The sequence below is a fragment of the Magnetospirillum sp. SS-4 genome (genome assembly GCF_902729425.1).
Lineage (GTDB): Bacteria > Pseudomonadota > Alphaproteobacteria > Rhodospirillales > Magnetospirillaceae > Phaeospirillum.
This window is the reverse complement of the sequence record NZ_LR746530.1, coordinates 204,904-220,021: the sequence shown is the minus strand read 5'-3', so window position 1 is coordinate 220,021 and position 15,118 is coordinate 204,904. Positions and strand designations below refer to the sequence as shown.

The window sequence follows — 15,118 nt, the reverse complement described above, 5'->3', positions numbered from 1 at the left end:
GATGGCGGCAAGCCTTGTGGATGGCGCGGCGATCGCCTTGATTCCCAAGGACGATCATTGCGCCGGGGATCGGGACAAGCCGGGGAAATCGGATGTGAAACCGATGAATTCACGCTATCCTCGGCGACGGTCGATATTGTTTTCGACAGGCGGATGACCGGTCGGGCGGATTTGGCGTCAGCGGGGAGCGATTTGGCCCGTTGCCGCCGGACCCCCGGTTATCCCCGCACTTGCGGGTTATCCACAGGCATGCAGGACTTTCACCTTCATCTGGTTTCCGACGCCACCGGCGAAACCGTCACCTCGGTGACCCGCGCCTGTCTGGTGCAGTTCGAGGGGGTTCACCCCATCCAGCACAATTGGTGGCTGGTCCGCACCCAGGGTCAGGTGGAACGCGCCATCGCCGGCATCGAGGAAAATCCCGGCCCGGTGCTGTTCACCCTGGTGGACGGCGCGGTTCGCGGCCTGCTGGAGGAAGCCTGCCGCCGGCGCAACATTCCGTGCATTTCGCTGCTGGACCCGGTGATGGCCGGGCTGTCGGCCTATCTGGGCACCGAGGTCAAGGCGCTGCCCGGCCGGCAATACCAGCTGGACGCCGAATACTTTCATCGCATCGACGCCATGCAGTTCACCCTGGCCCATGACGACGGCCAGCTGATCGAGCTGGTGGAAAACGCCGATATCGTGCTGGTCGGGGTGTCGCGCACCTCCAAGACCCCCACCTGCATGTACATCGCCAATCGCGGCCTGAAATGCGCCAATTATCCGCTGGTGCCGGGGGTGCCGCTGCCGCCCGAGCTGGAGCGGGCCAGGAAGCCGCTGGTGGTGGGGCTGACCAAGGACCCGAAAAGCCTGTCGGACATCCGGCGGTCCCGGCTTCGCCTGCTGAACCAGCAGGAGGAGGCCGAATACGCCCAGTTCGAACGGGTGAAGGAGGAGGTTCAGGCGGCACGGCGCATCTTTTCCCGCCTCGGCTGGCCGGTGGTTGACGTGACCCGGCGTTCCATCGAGGAAGCCGCCGCCGCCATTATCCAGCTTTACACCCGGCATCAGGAAGCGCGGGAACAGGCGGCGAAGGGACAATCATGATCGTGCTTGCCTCGGCCAGCGCCGCCCGGCGCGCCATGCTGGAATCGGCGGGGGTGTCGCTGGCGGTCGATGTCGCCGCCATCGACGAGGGCGCGGTCAAGGCCGGATTGCGGCTGGAGACCGCGAATCCCGCCCGGGTGGCCGAAACCCTGGCGGAGCTGAAGGCGGTGCGGGTGTCGGCCCGCCATCCCGGCGCCATCGTCATCGGCGCCGACCAGATGCTGGACCACGGCGGGGTATGGTTCGACAAGCCGCGCGATCTGGCGGAGGCCCGGCAGCAATTGCTGGAACTGCGGCACCGCACCCACCGGCTGACCAGCGCGGTGGTGGCGATCAGGGACGGGTCGCGGCTGTGGTATCACACCGAGCCGGCCCTGCTGACCATGCGCAATTTTTCCGAAGCCTTCCTTGATGATTATCTGGCCCGTACCGGCGACGAGGCATTGACCACGGTGGGGGCCTATCGGCTGGAAGGACTGGGGGCGCAGCTGTTCCTCAAGGTGGAGGGGGATTTCTTCACCGTGCTCGGTCTGCCGCTGCTTCCCCTGCTGGATTTTCTGCGGGAAAACGGAGAATTGATCCCATGATGCTCTCGGGCCGGGCCAGGCTGGCCGGCGTATTGGGCTGGCCGGTGTCGCATTCGCGTTCGCCGCGCCTGCACGGCCATTGGTTGGACCGGCTGGGCATCGACGGCGCCTATGTGCCGCTGGCGGTGGCGCCGGATGACCTCGAGATGGTGATCCGCGCCTTGCCGCGCATGGGATTTCGCGGCGCCAACCTCACCGTTCCCCACAAGGAGGCGGTGCTGGCGCTGGTGGACGAACTGGAACCGCTGGCGCGACGCATCGGCGCCGTCAACACCCTGGTGGCGGGCGAGGACGGCCGCCTGATCGGCCGCAACACCGATGCCTTCGGATTTTACGAGAATCTGCGGCGCGGCTGCCCCGCCTGGAGTCTCGCCGCCGGCCCGGCGGTGGTGATCGGGGCCGGCGGCGCCGCCCGCGCCGTGGTGGCGGCCCTGACCGATGCCGGTGTTCCCGCCATCCGTCTGACCAATCGCAGCCGCGACCGGGCCGAGAGTCTGGCGGCGGACCTGGGCGGACCGGTCGAGGTGGTGGACTGGGCCGGACGCCATGCCGCCCTCGACGGCGCCGCCCTGCTGGTCAACACCACCACCCTGGGGATGACCGGCCAGCCGCCGCTTGATCTCGACCTTGCCGCCCTGCCGGCGGCGGCGGTGGTCAACGATATCGTCTACGTGCCGCTGGAAACCGATCTGTTGACCCGCGCTCGCGCCCGGGGCAATCCGGCGGTGGACGGGCTCGGGATGCTGCTGTTCCAGGCGGTGCCCGGTTTCGAGGCTTGGTTCGGCGTACGGCCGGAGGTCACCGACGAGTTGCGGAGTTTCGTGCTGGGATGAAGATTCTCGGCCTGACCGGCTCCATCGGCATGGGCAAGACCACGGCGGCGGCCATGCTGCGCCGGCTGGGGGTGCCGGTTCACGACGCCGACGCCACCGTCCACACCCTGTTCGCGCCGGGCGGCGCGGCGGTGGCCAAGGTGGCGGCCGCCTTTCCCGGCGTGGTCAGGAATGGCGCCGTCGACCGTGCCGCCCTGGGGGGCATCGTGTTCGGCGACGATTCGGCGCTGAAGCGGCTGGAAGCCATCGTCCACCCGCTGGTGCGCCGCGCCGAGCGGGAGTTCCTGGCCCGCCAGCGCCGCCGCCATGTCCGCCTGGTGGTGCTGGACGTCCCGCTGCTGTTCGAAAGCGGCGGCGGCCGCCGCTGCGACAAGGTGGCGGTGGTGAGTTGCCCGGCCTTTCTCCAGGCGCAGCGGGTGCTGGCGCGGCCGGGCATGACCGCGGAGCGGCTGGCCGCCATCCGCGCCAAGCAGATGCCGGACCCGGAGAAACGCAGGCGGGCCGATTTCGTGATACAGACCGGCCTGGGCCGGCCGTTCGCCATTCGCCGGCTGAAGCGGATGGTGAAGCGGATGTGGGAAGGGGAATGTTGATGCGCGAGATCGTGCTGGATACCGAAACCACCGGCTTTGATCCCCTGACCGGGCACCGCATGGTGGAAATCGGCTGTGTCGAACTGATGAACCACCTGCCCACCGGCGAGGTGTTCCACCGTTATCTCAATCCCGAACGCGACATGCCGGAAGAAGCCTTCAAGGTCCATGGCCTTTCGGCGGCCTTCTTGTCGGACAAGCCGGTCTTCGCCGAGGTGGTGGCCGATTTCCTGGACTTCATCGCCGATTCGCCGCTGGTGATCCATAATGCCGAATTCGACATGCGGTTCATCAACGCCGAACTGACGCGGCTGGGCTTTCCCACCCTGCCCATGAGCCGTTCCATCGATACCGTCGCCATGGCGCGCAAGCGCTTTCCCGGCGCCCAGGCCAACCTGGACGCCCTGTGCCGCCGGTTCGAGATCGACAATACCCACCGCACCCATCACGGGGCGCTGCTGGACGCCGAATTGCTGGCCGAGGTCTATCTTCAGCTGATCGGCGGCCGTCAACCCGGCCTGGAACTGGCGATGGGCAAGGGCGACGGCGGTTCGGCCGCCAACGGTTCGCCCCGCGCTCCGCGCCAGGCCCGCCCTCCCCGGCCGCATGCCCCGACCGAGGCCGAGACGGCGGCGCACGCCGCCTTCGTCGGCAAGCTGAAGAACGCGATCTGGCTGAAGGAATAGGAGCGTCGAGCCCTATATCAGAAGGTCGATATAGGTGCCGCGCGGCGCGCCGCGGTCCAGGCTGTCCAGCGGAGTGTCGGGGGCCAGCATGCGCCGGCCGCGCGGACCGTTGGGAGACGCGCCGAGGCCGGGACCGATGGCGGCGACGTCGCGGGCCGGCCGCGACTCGCGGTTGAAGGAATCGCGAATGCCGCCGGCCGGGCCGCCCAGCCCCGCCGAGCCGATTCCACGAGAAACATCCACCATGTCCGCAAGACCCCGCCGCACGATAAACGGGCCATCCTAGCACCTTCTCCCGCAGTGGGAAAGAAGATGCTGCGCCAATATCCTTGCCCACCACTCGATCTTGTGGCTCAATGGGCCAATGGTCGCCGCATCCGCCCCCATCGCCGATCCCCTGCTCGCCAGACCGACCGATCTGGCCAGCCATTTCATGGAATGCGGCGCGCTCAACACCAATCTCAGCATGGCGCCGGGCGAGCGGCTGGTCATTACCGACGACCTGCTGAACGGCAGCATCGTCGACTATACCGCCATGACCATGGCGGCCATCGTCGCCCGCGACGGTCAGGTGGCCCGCGCCGCCATCATTCCGCTGTCGGTGGCGGCCAACAAGGTCAAGCCGCGCGACCGCCACAAGTACGAGCGACTGTTCCAGCTGATCGAGGAAACCGCCTTCGACGAATCGGTCCGCGACTCGGCCGAGGCGCTGATCGCCGCCAATTTCCGCGACTCCCAGATTCGCGAACTGGCGGCCGAACTGGGCGGCACCATCGGTCCGGCCCGCGTCCGCTACCGCGCCTTTCTCGACATCATCAGGATGCTGACCGAGAAGCGGATTTCCGAAGGGGCCTTCCTGGACGAATTCCTCGACTTCACCCGCAACGTCGCCGGCAAGCTGGATTTCGGCATCTACGCCCTGTGCGTCGACCGCCTGTTCGTCAGCGAATACATCCCGGTGGCGGTCAAGCTGTCGCTGTTCGCCGAGATTCTCAAATACCCGCCGCTGGTGCGCAAGGAGCTGGTGACCAACCTGCTGTCCTCGCCCAAGGCCCATCCCGACCTGGTTCGCCACGCCCGCGGCCAACTGGCCGGCGGCATGAGCCGCAACCAGCTGACCGAGATCATCTTGTTCACTATGTTGAAGCAATCCTGGCAGTTCCAGAAACTGGCCCCCGGCCGTCCCACCATCTAAGAGACCTCTCCCATGAAAGCCGTCATCTGCCCCGCGTTCGGCCAGCCCCTGGTCGTGACCGAATTTCCCTCGCCCGCCATGATCAATGGCGGCGTGCGCGTCAAGGTCCACGCCGCCGGGGTCAATTTCGCCGATTCCCTGATCACCGGCGGCAAGTATCAGGAAAAGATGGAGCCCCCCTTCGTGCCGGGGATGGAATTGTCCGGGGTGGTGGTCGAGGTGGCCGAGGGGGTGACGTCGTGCCGGCCCGGCGACCGGGTGATGGCCAACGTCACCGGCGGCGCCTTCGCCGAGGAGGCGGTGGCTCACTGGACCGACGTCCACATCCTGCCCGACGCCCTGGATTTCGTTACCGCCGCCGGTTTCCCGGTGGCCTACGGCACCTCGCATCTCGGACTGAAAAAGGCCGGCCTTGGGCCGGGCGAGATTCTGGTGGTGCACGGCGCTGCCGGCGGTGTCGGCCTGACCGCCGTCGAGGTGGGCAAGGCGCTGGGCGCCACCGTCATCGGCACCGCCGGCGGGCCGGACAAGGTCAAGGTGGCGCTGGAGCATGGCGCCGATTTCGGCATCGACTACAAGGCCGAGGATATCCGCGAGCGGGTCAAGGCCCTGACCGGCGGCCGGGGGGCCGACGTGATCTACGACCCGGTGGGCGGCGCCGTGTTCGACGCCTCGCTGCGCTGCATCGCCGCCGACGGCCGCATCCTGATCATCGGTTTCGCCAGCGGCACGGTGCCGCAGATTCCCGCCAACATCCTGCTGGTCAAGAACGTCACGGTGATCGGCTATTACTGGGGCGCCTATCGCGGCCTGGCGCCGGACATGGTGCGGGAATCCATGGCCGAGGCGTTGGAGTGGTGGGCGGCGGGCCGGCTCTGCCCCCATGTCTCGAAGGTGATGGGGCTGGACGAGGCGGTGGCCGCCATCGACATGCTGAAGACCCGCGCCGCCACCGGCAAGATCGTGCTGACCACCGGCGCATAGAAAACCGGCGCCGGAGTAATCCGGCGCCGGCTTCGCCGCGCTCTACACCAGCCGGTTCTTGACGTAGGAGCCGGGCGCGTCCTCAATCGCCTTCAGCTTGCCCGACCCCGGCACCCGGGCCGGGACCGGCTTGCCCGCGAACTTGGAGACCCAGGCCTGCCAGTCGGTCCACCACGATCCGGGCTGCTCGGCGGCGCCGGCCAGCCAGACCTCGGGATTCTTGGGCTTCTTGGCATTGGTCCAATAGCAATACTTGTTGGCGGCGGGGGGATTGACCACGCCGGCGATATGGCCCGAGGCCGACAGCACGAACTTCACCGGGCCGGAGACGTGCTGGGTCATGGCATAGGTGCTCTGCCACGGCGCGATATGGTCCTCGCGGGTCGACAGCATGTAGATGGGGGTCTTGATGGTGGTCAGGTCGATCTTGACCCCGGCCAGCTCGATGCCGCCCGGCTCGATCAGCTTGTTTTCCTGGTACATCTTGCGAAGGTAGAAGCTGTGCATGGCGGCCGGCATGCGGGTGGAATCCGAATTCCAGTACAGCAGGTCGAACGGGAACGGGTCCTTGCCCAGCAGGTAGTTGTTGACCACGAACGACCAGATCAGGTCGTTGGCCCGCATCATGTTGAAGGTGGTCGCCATGTCGCGGCCGTCGAGATAGCCGGTCTCGGCCATCTTGCTTTCCAGGGCGGTCAGCTGTTCCTCGTCGATGAAGACGCCCAGTTCGCCCGGTTCCTTGAAGTCGCTCATGGTGGTGAAGAAGGTGGCCGACGCGATGCGGTCGTCGTTCTTGGCCGCCATGTAGGCCAGGGTGCAGGTCAGCAGGGTTCCGCCCAGGCAATAGCCGATGGCGTTTACCTGCTTGGCGCCGGTGGCCTTTCCGATGGCGTCGAGCGCGGCCAGGGTGCCTTCCTTCAGGTAGGAGGTGAAATCCTTGTCGGCCAGCGATTCGTCGGGATTGACCCACGAGATGACGAACACGGTATGACCCTGGTCCACCGCCCACTTGATGAACGAGTTCTTCGGCCTGAGATCGAGAATGTAGAACTTGTTGATCCACGGCGGTACGATCAGCAGCGGCTTCTCGAACGCCTGTTCGGTGGCGGGCGTGTATTGCAGCAGCTGGATCAGGTCGTTCTGGTAGACCACCTTGCCGGGGGTGACGGCGATGTTCTCGCCCACCTTGAAGGCGTCGTAATCGGTCATCTTGATGGCGAGGTTGCCCTTGCCGCGTTCCAGGTCGTCCAGCAGGTTGTTGAGGCCCTTCAGCAGGTTTTCGCCCCGCGTCTCGACGGTGGCGCGCAGCACCTCGGGATTGGTGGCGACGAAATTGGTCGGCGCCATGGCGTCGACGAACTGGCGGGTATAGAAATCCAGCTTCTTGGCGGTGTGGTCGTCGAGGCCCTCCACATCCTTCACCACGCCCTGCATCCAGCGGGCCGACAGCAGGTAGGACTGCTTGATGAAGTCGAAGATCTCGTTTTGCTCCCACATCTCGTCCTTGAACCGGCGATCGGCCGAATCGGGCCTGACCACCGGCTCGGGCGTCTCGCCCAGCATTCGCCGGGCGGTGTTCTGCCACAAGGTCATGTAGTCCTGCCACAGGCTGAGATTGGCCTCGACCATCTTGGCGGGATCGCTCATCAGCTTGGCCGTCATCTCGAGGAAGGCGTTGCCGATGTTGAGAGGATCGGCGGACCCGAAATTGGGGTCCGAGGCCTGGCGAGTCAGGAAATCGGTGACGATGCGCTGGCTGCGCTCGGCGATGCTGGTCATCGCCTTGGAAAGTTCGGCCGGATCGACCATCTTGGTTTCGGTACCCGTCTGTTCGGCCATAAGTACCCCTCATTACGGTGCATCCAGAGTGTAATCCCGGCCGGCGGCGTGCCGTTTCGCGGGATTCGGCCGATGGGAACTGGTGCACCCCCAATCCCATTCGGCCCGTGCCATAGTTCTATATACTTTCGATCCATGGCCTGATAAACGTGAACTTGCCGTAAAAATCGGTCCGATCAAAATATAATCTCGATACCGGGGGCTGCAGTTCGTCCATGATCGATTGCATCGAGGCTTGGCGCCGGCGTCACGAGGGGCGCGCCATCATCGTCGGGAAAAGCGTTGTCGCGGTCGCGCTGATCGCCGGCTGTTCCTGGGTTCCCGATGCGGTCAATCCCGTCGAGTGGTACAAGGGGGTCGCCGATAGCTTCAGCGATGACGAGGAACCCGAGGTCGCCTCGCCCCGCCGGCCCGACGGCAGCTTCCCCAGCGTCAATTCCCAGCCGGCCGCCGCGACCGGGCGCAAGGAGCTGGCCAAGGGCCTGGTCGCCGATCGGGATAATTCCAAGTATGCCGAAGCGGTGAAGCGCGAGCCGTCCCCCACCAAGCAGCTGGCGCGCAAGACGCCGCCGGCCACGACCCAGACGGCCCAGGGCGTTCCGTCGCTGGACCGGCCGATGGCCACGGCGCGTGACGACGGCCCCCAGGCGCCGCCGCAGGTCGCCATGGGAGGCCCGCCGCCACGTCCCGAGATTCCCGAGACGGTGCCGACCCGCCGCTCGCTGCTGCAAGACCACTATCAGCAGCGGCTGGCCCAGTCCGCCGCCGCCACCAACAAGAACGATCCCTTCGCCGCGGTTCCGCCGTCGCGGCCGGAATCGTCCTACAATCAGCCGGTTCACACCTATGCGGTTCCGGCGGGGGCGCCGGTCAGCTATGCCGCCGGCTACGGCAACGCCATGCCGGCCGGTCACGCCGTCGACCATGGCGCCGCGGCGCCGCAGCTGATTCCCCCCAAGGGGGTCAAGACCGCCCGGGGCGCCAAGGGCGCGGTCATTCCGTCGGGACCGGCCGCCTCGTTCCAGGTGGCCTCGGTCCAGTTCGGCAAGGACGGCGACCTGACCGAATCCGACCGCGCCGCCCTGCGCGAGGTCGCCCAGCTGCAAAAGCGTACCGGCGGCGTGGTCCGCGTGCTTGGCCTGTCCTCGCCCGGGGCCGTCTCCTTTGTCGGCCTGAGCCCGGAAATGGTGGCCGGTGCCCGCGCCCGGACGGTGGCCCGGACCCTGGCCAGCCTGGGGGTGCCGGCCCGCAAGGTGGTGACCGCTTCCGATTCGGCCGGCCTGTCCGGCGGTCCCGACGACAGTGGCGCCAGGATTTCCATCGAGTACTGAACGAGATGGATCGGGACTTTCCACCGGATCACGCGGCTTCCGCCTCGCCCGTCGGCGGATGCCGTTATCTTGAACCCCTGCGCCAACCCGGTGCCCGAGGGATGTGAATCATGAATAAAGCCCCCCTGAAAATCGCCGTCGCCGGTCTGGGAACCGTCGGCGGCGGCACCGTCCAGCTTCTGCACGATCAGGCGGACCTGCTGGCCGCCCGCGCCGGCCGTCCGCTGGCCGTGGTGGGGGCCGCCGCCCTGGTCCGGCCGCCGGAATTGCCGCTGGACGGCGTGCCGTTCTTCGAGGACGCCCGCGTCATGGCGCGCGAGTGCGATTACGACGTGCTGGTCGAGCTGATCGGCGGCGCCGATGGCATTGCCCTCGACGTGGTCAGGATGGCGCTGGGGCGCGGCCGCTCGGTGGTGACCGCCAACAAGGCGATGATCGCCCATCATGGAATCGAGCTGGCGCGGCTGGCCGAATCCACCGGCGCGAACATCGGGTTCGAGGCCTCGGTGGGCGGCGGCATCCCCATCATCAAGTCGCTGCGCGAAGGTCTGGCCGGCAATCGGGTCACCAAGGTGATGGGCATCCTCAACGGCACCTGCAACTACATCTTGTCGACTATGCGCGATTCGGGACGCGACTTCGCCGACGTGCTGGCCGAGGCCCAGGCGCTGGGCTATGCCGAGGCCGATCCCAGCTTCGACATCGACGGTATCGACACCGCCCACAAGCTGGCCATCCTGGTCAGTCTCGCCTTCGCCACCCCGATCGATCTCGACCGGGTGGCGTGCGAGGGCATCCGCCATGTCTCGGCGCTGGATATCCGCTATGCCGACGAACTGGGCTACCGCATCAAGCTGCTGGGCGTCGCCGGCCTGACCGAATCCGGAATCGAGGCCCGTGTTTATCCCGCCATGGTGCCGCTGTCGTTTCCGCTGGCCCACGTCAACGGCCCGTTCAACGCCATCGTCACCGAGGGCGACTTCGTCGGCCGCACCGTGCTGGAAGGCCGCGGCGCCGGGGCGCGGCCCACCGCGTCGGCGGTGGCGGCCGACCTGATGGATCTGGCCCGCGGCCGGACCATGCCGGCCTTCGGCGTGCCGGTGGAACGGCTGGCGTCGCTGCCGACCGCCGCCGCCGGCGCTCACCGCAGCGCCTATTACATCCGCCTGATGGTCAGGGACGAACCGGGGGTGTTCGCCGACATCGCCGCCGCGCTCCGCGACGAGAAGGTGTCCATGGAGCAGATCATCCAGCGTGGCCGGGCCCCGTCCGAGACCGTGCCGGTGGTGATGACCGTCCACGAGACCGGCGAGGCCGCCATGCTGAAGGCCATCGGCCGCATCAGGGCGCTGGCTTCGGTTGCCGATCTCCAGGTGATCCGTATCGAGAATCTGTAAGAGCCCGTTCGGGAGGTTGTGATGGCCGAATCTTCCGTGTCCGCGATTCTCGACCGCAATCTGGCCCTTGAGGTGGTGCGGGTCACCGAGGCCAGCGCCCTGGCCGCCGCCCGCCATGCCGGGCGCGGCGATGAGAAAAGCGCTGACGAGGCCGCCTGCGCCGCCATGCGCACCGCGCTGAACCGTCTGACCATGGACGGGGTGATCGTCAACGGCGAGGGCGACGACGCCAGCCAGCCGCTGCATACCGACGAGAAGGTCGGCACCGGCAGCGGTCCCAAGGTGGACATCGTCCTGACGGCGCTGGAGGGCCGTTCCATCTGCGCGCGGGGCGCCCACAATGCCCTGTCGGTGGTGGCCATGACCGAAGAGGGATCGTTCCTCAAGGTGCCGCAGCATTCCTACATGGACAAGATCGCGGTGGGGGCCGAGGTTCCAACCGGGGTGATCGACCTGGATTGCTCGCCGGAGGAGAATCTGGCCCGCATCGCCGAGGCCAAGGGCCGCGCCGTCACCGATCTGACGGTCAGCGTGCTGGACCGGCCGCGCCATGCCGACCTGATCGAACGGCTTTACGCCGCCGGCGCCCGGGTGATGCTGTTCGACGACGGCGACATGTCGGGCGCGCTGGCCGCCGGTCTGCCGGAAAGCGGCATCGACGTCTACATGGGATCGGGCGGTGCCGCCCAGGGCGTGCTGGCCGCCGCCGGCCTCAAATGCCTGGGCGGGCGGATGCAGTGCCGTTTTCTCGCCCGGACCGAGGACGACAACCGGATGCTGCGCAAGATCGGCATCGCCGATCCCCGCCGCAACTGGGACATCGACGAGATGGTCCGGGGCGACGTCATGTTCGCCGCCACCGGCATCACCGACGGCCATGTGCTGAAGGGGGCCAGGCTGCTGCCCGGCAACCGCGCCGTCAGTCATTCGCTGGTGATGCGTTCGGTGACCGGCACCATTCGCCATCTTACGGTTCAGCACGATCTCGACCGCAGCCATCTGCTGCCATGACGCCGCCGCCGGCCGCCTTCCTGGGCGTCGAGCGCTCGCTGACCGGCCGGCGCTGGCAGGCGCGGCCCGGCGACGAGCGTCTGGCCCTCGCCCTGTCGCAGCGCCACGCCCTGCCCGAGGTGGTCGGCCGCGTCCTGGCGGCGCGGGGCGTGGGGCTGGACGAGGCCGAGGCCTTCCTCAATCCGACGCTGCGCGACCTGCTGCCCGATCCCTCGCATCTCAGGGACATGGACCGGGCGGTGGAGCGGCTGGTGGCCGCCGTGGTCGGCGACGAGCTGATCGGCATCTTCGGCGATTACGACGTGGACGGCGCCACCTCGTCGGCGCTGCTCAAGAATTATCTGGATGCGGCCGGCGCCCGGACGCGGGTCTACATTCCCGACCGCATGAAGGAGGGATATGGCCCCAACGCCGCCGCGCTGCTGCGCCTCAAGGCCGAGGGCGCCGGGGTGGTGGTGACGGTGGATTGCGGCACCACCGCCTTCGAGCCGCTGGCCGCCGCCGCCGAGGCCGGGCTCGACATGATCGTGGTGGATCACCACGTCGCCGAGGCGGCGCTGCCCCGGGCGCTGGCGGTGATCAATCCCAACCGCCTGGACGAGGACAGCCCGCACGGCCATCTGGCCGCGGTGGGCGTGGCGTTCCTGCTGGCGGTCGGACTCAATCGCGGCCTGAAGCAGGCCGGACGGTTCGCGGCGCGGCCGGCGCCCGACCTGATGCGCTGGCTCGACCTGGTGGCGCTGGGCACGGTGTGCGACGTGGTGCCGCTGGTGGGGGTCAACCGGGCGCTGGTCACCCAGGGACTCAAGGTCATGGCCCGGCGCGGCAACGCCGGCCTTGCCGCCCTGGCCGACATCGCCGCCGTCAAGGAGACGCCCGGCGCCTACCACCTCGGCTATATCATGGGGCCGAGGGTCAATGCCGGCGGCCGGGTGGGCGAGGCCAAGCTGGGAACCCGGCTGCTGTCGACCACGGATGCGGCCGAGGCCGTCGAACTCGCCCGCCAGCTGGACGGCTACAACAAGGATCGCCAGGAAATCGAGGCGGCGGTGCTGCGCGACGCCATCGAGCAGGTGGAATCGCGGCCCGACGACGGCAGCCCGCTGCTGGTGGCGGCGGGGGAGGGCTGGCACCAGGGGGTGATCGGCATCGTCGCCGGCCGGCTGAAGGAACGCTACGGCCGCGCCGCCTGCGTGGTGGCGCTGGAGGGCGGCGAGGGCAAGGGCTCGGGCCGCTCGGTCGCCGGCCTCGATCTCGGCGCCGCCGTCATCGCGGCGCGTCAGGCCGGCCTGCTCAAGGCCGGCGGCGGTCACGCCATGGCCGCCGGTTTCGCCTTGTCGCGCGAGCGGCTGGGCGAGTTTCAGGCTTTTGTCGCCGCCAGACTGCGGGCGCAGTTGAGCGGCGAGCTGGTGCCGCTGCTGGAACTCGACGGGGCCCTGGATGCCGGCGCGGCCTCGGTCGATCTGGTGGAGACCCTGGCTCAGGTGGGACCGTTCGGTTCCGGCAATCCCGAACCGCGCTTCGCCATCTCGGCGGCCCGCATCGCCAAGGCCGACGTGGTCGGATCGGGTCATGTCCGACTGATGCTGGCCGGGGCCGGCGGCAAGCGGCTCAAGGCCATCGCCTTTCGCGCCGCCGACAGCGAGATGGGTCACGCCCTGCTGTCGTCGTCGGGCGCCAGCTTCCATCTGGCCGGCGCCCTGCGGGTCGATTCCTGGCAGGGACTGTCCAGCGTTCAGCTGGTGGTGGACGACGCCGCCCCGGCCCGCTGAGAAAGCCGGTGTAACAAAACCGTCATCTATGGTAATGAAGCGGCGCCCGGTTACGGGCGCAGCGCAAATTGCCGGGGACGATTCCGATGTTCTTCCGCCTGTTCCGCTCCTTGATGCCCAAGGAAGGGAAGTTCGTCGAGCTTTTCATCGAGCATGCGGCCAAGGTTCACGCCGCCGCCCGGGAACTGGAGAAGATGATGGCGGAAGGCGCCGACATGGCGCTTCACTTCCGCCAGATCTGCGCCTACGAGGGCGAGGCCGACGCCATCACCCGCAAGACCCTGCTGGAACTGCACCGCAGCTTCATCACCCCCTTCGACCGCGACCAGATTCACGGCCTGATCACCACCATGGACGACACCGTGGACGGCATCGAGGACGTGGCGCAGCGCATCGACCTGTACGGCGTGCGCGAATTCAATCCCGACATGCGGGCCTTGGCCGCCGGTATCGTCGAATGCGCCCGCCTGCTGGAACAGGCCATTCCGCTGCTGGACGGCATCTCGCGCAATTCCGAGGCCATCAACAAGCTGTGCGACGACATCGGCCGCCAGGAAAGCGCCGCCGACGCCCGTCAGCACGAGGGGTTGCGCGCCCTGTTCGCCACCGAGAAGGACCCGGTCAGGCTGATCACCCGCAAGGAGATCTATCAGCGGCTGGAAAAGGTGTCGGACCGGTTCGACGACGTCGCCAACGTCATCGAGACCATCGTCATCGAGCAGGTGTAGGCCATGGAGGCCTCGGTCGCTTTTCCGATCATCGTCGCCCTGGTGATCGTGGCGCTGGCGTTCGACTTCCTGAACGGCCTGCACGACGCCGCCAATTCCATCGCCACCGTGGTGGCGACACGGGTGCTGCCGCCGTCCTATGCCGTCGTCTGGGCGGCGTTCTTCAACACCATCGCCATCCTGTTCTTCACCCACAGCGTCGCCAAGACGGTGGGAACCGGCATCGTCTCGCCCGGCATCATCGATACCCATGTGATCTTCGGCGCCCTGATGGGGGCCATCGCCTGGAACATCATCACCTGGCTGCTGGGGATTCCGTCGTCCAGCTCGCACGCCCTGATCGGCGGCATCGTCGGCGCCGGCGTCACCAAGGGCGGGGTCGCGTCGCTGGTTCCCACCGGCCTGATCAAGACCGGATCCGCCATCGTGCTGTCGCCGCTGGTCGGGCTGATCCTGGCCATGCTGCTGATCTTGTCGGTCTCGTGGATATGCCGCCGCATCCCGCCGTTCGCGGTGGATTCCCGATTCCGGATATTGCAATTCTTCTCGGCCGCCATGTATTCGCTCGGCCATGGCGGCAACGACGCCCAGAAGACCATGGGCATCATCGCCGTGCTGCTGTTCAGCCAGGGAATGCTGGGCCCTCAGTTCCATGTGCCGCTGTGGGTGGCGATCACCTGCCAGCTGGCCATGGGTCTCGGCACCCTGTTCGGCGGCTGGCGCATCGTCAAGACCATGGGGTCCAAGATCACCGACCTGAAGCCGGTCCAGGGCTTCTGTGCCGAAACCGGGGGCGCCATCACCCTGTTCGCCGCGACCTGGATGGGCATCCCGGTGTCGACCACCCACACCATCACCGGCGCCATCGTCGGAGTCGGCGCCGCCCGCAAGCTGTCGGCGGTGCGCTGGCATGTGGCCGGCAACATCGTCATCGCCTGGGTGCTGACCATTCCGGCGGCGGGCAGCATCGCCGCCCTGTTCTATTGGCTGTCCACCTCGTGGTGGTGAGACGATTGCCCACTCCTTGGGCAATCGACCTGACTGCCTTCGAATAGGTCTGGCGGCGGAACGCG

At 67.5% G+C, this 15,118-nt stretch carries 15 protein-coding genes; 13 read left to right on the top strand and 2 right to left on the bottom strand.

Annotation, left to right across the window (positions count from 1 at the left end; genetic code table 11):
* The first annotated feature begins 249 nt into the window (after positions 1-249).
* Genes MTBSS4_RS19615 through dnaQ form a run of 5 tightly spaced genes read left to right on the top strand, consistent with a single transcriptional unit; the run spans position 250 to position 3,788 of the window.
* A complete protein-coding gene (locus MTBSS4_RS19615; RefSeq protein ID WP_173985053.1) occupies positions 250-1,089 on the top strand; it encodes a pyruvate, water dikinase regulatory protein in 840 nt (279 codons plus the stop codon).
* Positions 1,086-1,676 carry a Maf family protein gene (locus MTBSS4_RS19610; RefSeq protein WP_173985052.1) on the top strand — a complete coding sequence of 197 codons (591 nt, stop codon included), beginning with the start codon at positions 1,086-1,088 and terminating at the stop codon, positions 1,674-1,676. Before MTBSS4_RS19615 ends, MTBSS4_RS19610 begins: the two co-directional genes overlap by 4 nt.
* Positions 1,673-2,509: a shikimate dehydrogenase gene (locus MTBSS4_RS19605; protein ID WP_173985051.1), complete on the top strand. Its 837-nt coding sequence runs from the start codon at positions 1,673-1,675 to the stop codon at positions 2,507-2,509. Before MTBSS4_RS19610 ends, MTBSS4_RS19605 begins: the two co-directional genes overlap by 4 nt.
* The gene (coaE, locus tag MTBSS4_RS19600; protein WP_173985050.1) at positions 2,506-3,102 is read left to right on the top strand and encodes a dephospho-CoA kinase; all 597 of its coding nucleotides are present in this window, start codon (positions 2,506-2,508) and stop codon (positions 3,100-3,102) included. The genes MTBSS4_RS19605 and coaE overlap by 4 nt, the downstream gene beginning before the upstream one ends.
* On the top strand, positions 3,102-3,788 hold the full coding sequence (gene dnaQ, locus MTBSS4_RS19595) for a DNA polymerase III subunit epsilon (protein ID WP_173985049.1): 687 nt from the start codon (positions 3,102-3,104) through the stop codon (positions 3,786-3,788). The genes coaE and dnaQ overlap by 1 nt, the downstream gene beginning before the upstream one ends.
* 12 nt (positions 3,789-3,800) lie before the next feature.
* On the opposite strand, the gene MTBSS4_RS19590 is transcribed toward dnaQ, so the two are convergent.
* Positions 3,801-4,055 (bottom strand): hypothetical protein, encoded by a 255-nt coding sequence (locus tag MTBSS4_RS19590; RefSeq protein WP_173985048.1) that lies wholly within the window; start codon positions 4,053-4,055, stop codon positions 3,801-3,803.
* Between the two features lie 97 nt (positions 4,056-4,152).
* Between MTBSS4_RS19590 and MTBSS4_RS19585 the strand changes: the two genes are divergently transcribed.
* Positions 4,153-4,983 (top strand): hypothetical protein, encoded by an 831-nt coding sequence (locus MTBSS4_RS19585; RefSeq protein WP_173985047.1) that lies wholly within the window; start codon positions 4,153-4,155, stop codon positions 4,981-4,983.
* 12 nt (positions 4,984-4,995) lie between these two features.
* Positions 4,996-5,967 (top strand): NADPH:quinone oxidoreductase family protein, encoded by a 972-nt coding sequence (locus MTBSS4_RS19580; RefSeq protein ID WP_173985046.1) that lies wholly within the window; start codon positions 4,996-4,998, stop codon positions 5,965-5,967.
* Positions 5,968-6,009: 42 nt separating this feature from the next.
* On the opposite strand, the gene MTBSS4_RS19575 is transcribed toward MTBSS4_RS19580, so the two are convergent.
* Entirely contained in the window at positions 6,010-7,806 is a 1,797-nt protein-coding gene (locus tag MTBSS4_RS19575) for an alpha/beta hydrolase (RefSeq protein ID WP_173985045.1), read from the bottom strand.
* A 215-nt stretch (positions 7,807-8,021) separates the two neighbouring features.
* On the opposite strand from MTBSS4_RS19575, the gene MTBSS4_RS19570 reads away from it, so the two are divergent.
* The 6 genes from MTBSS4_RS19570 to MTBSS4_RS19545 all read left to right on the top strand — a co-directional run bounded on the left by MTBSS4_RS19570 (position 8,022) and on the right by MTBSS4_RS19545 (position 15,053).
* On the top strand, positions 8,022-9,137 hold the full coding sequence (locus MTBSS4_RS19570; RefSeq protein WP_173985044.1) for a hypothetical protein: 1,116 nt from the start codon (positions 8,022-8,024) through the stop codon (positions 9,135-9,137).
* Between the two features lie 110 nt (positions 9,138-9,247).
* Positions 9,248-10,534 carry a homoserine dehydrogenase gene (locus MTBSS4_RS19565; protein ID WP_173985043.1) on the top strand — a complete coding sequence of 429 codons (1,287 nt, stop codon included), beginning with the start codon at positions 9,248-9,250 and terminating at the stop codon, positions 10,532-10,534.
* 21 nt (positions 10,535-10,555) lie between these two features.
* The gene (gene glpX, locus MTBSS4_RS19560; protein WP_173985042.1) at positions 10,556-11,545 is read left to right on the top strand and encodes a class II fructose-bisphosphatase; all 990 of its coding nucleotides are present in this window, start codon (positions 10,556-10,558) and stop codon (positions 11,543-11,545) included.
* Positions 11,542-13,317: a single-stranded-DNA-specific exonuclease RecJ gene (gene recJ / locus MTBSS4_RS19555; protein WP_173985041.1), complete on the top strand. Its 1,776-nt coding sequence runs from the start codon at positions 11,542-11,544 to the stop codon at positions 13,315-13,317. The genes glpX and recJ overlap by 4 nt, the downstream gene beginning before the upstream one ends.
* Positions 13,318-13,403: 86 nt before the next feature.
* On the top strand, positions 13,404-14,045 hold the full coding sequence (locus MTBSS4_RS19550) for a DUF47 domain-containing protein (protein ID WP_173985040.1): 642 nt from the start codon (positions 13,404-13,406) through the stop codon (positions 14,043-14,045).
* A 3-nt stretch (positions 14,046-14,048) separates the two neighbouring features.
* Entirely contained in the window at positions 14,049-15,053 is a 1,005-nt protein-coding gene (locus MTBSS4_RS19545) for an inorganic phosphate transporter (RefSeq protein ID WP_173985039.1), read from the top strand.
* The last annotated feature ends 65 nt before the right edge of the window (positions 15,054-15,118 follow it).

Coding starts and splice junctions, on each gene's coding strand:
- MTBSS4_RS19565 (WP_173985043.1), top strand. CDS start 9,248: ATGAATAAAGCCCCCCTGAAAATCGCCGTCGCCGGTCTGGGAACCGTC.
- MTBSS4_RS19605 (WP_173985051.1), top strand. CDS start 1,673: ATGATGCTCTCGGGCCGGGCCAGGCTGGCCGGCGTATTGGGCTGGCCG.
- MTBSS4_RS19570 (WP_173985044.1), top strand. CDS start 8,022: ATGATCGATTGCATCGAGGCTTGGCGCCGGCGTCACGAGGGGCGCGCC.
- glpX (WP_173985042.1), top strand. CDS start 10,556: ATGGCCGAATCTTCCGTGTCCGCGATTCTCGACCGCAATCTGGCCCTT.
- recJ (WP_173985041.1), top strand. CDS start 11,542: ATGACGCCGCCGCCGGCCGCCTTCCTGGGCGTCGAGCGCTCGCTGACC.
- MTBSS4_RS19545 (WP_173985039.1), top strand. CDS start 14,049: ATGGAGGCCTCGGTCGCTTTTCCGATCATCGTCGCCCTGGTGATCGTG.
- MTBSS4_RS19610 (WP_173985052.1), top strand. CDS start 1,086: ATGATCGTGCTTGCCTCGGCCAGCGCCGCCCGGCGCGCCATGCTGGAA.
- MTBSS4_RS19585 (WP_173985047.1), top strand. CDS start 4,153: ATGGTCGCCGCATCCGCCCCCATCGCCGATCCCCTGCTCGCCAGACCG.
- dnaQ (WP_173985049.1), top strand. CDS start 3,102: ATGCGCGAGATCGTGCTGGATACCGAAACCACCGGCTTTGATCCCCTG.
- MTBSS4_RS19575 (WP_173985045.1), bottom strand. CDS start 7,806: ATGGCCGAACAGACGGGTACCGAAACCAAGATGGTCGATCCGGCCGAA.
- coaE (WP_173985050.1), top strand. CDS start 2,506: ATGAAGATTCTCGGCCTGACCGGCTCCATCGGCATGGGCAAGACCACG.
- MTBSS4_RS19580 (WP_173985046.1), top strand. CDS start 4,996: ATGAAAGCCGTCATCTGCCCCGCGTTCGGCCAGCCCCTGGTCGTGACC.
- MTBSS4_RS19550 (WP_173985040.1), top strand. CDS start 13,404: ATGTTCTTCCGCCTGTTCCGCTCCTTGATGCCCAAGGAAGGGAAGTTC.
- MTBSS4_RS19615 (WP_173985053.1), top strand. CDS start 250: ATGCAGGACTTTCACCTTCATCTGGTTTCCGACGCCACCGGCGAAACC.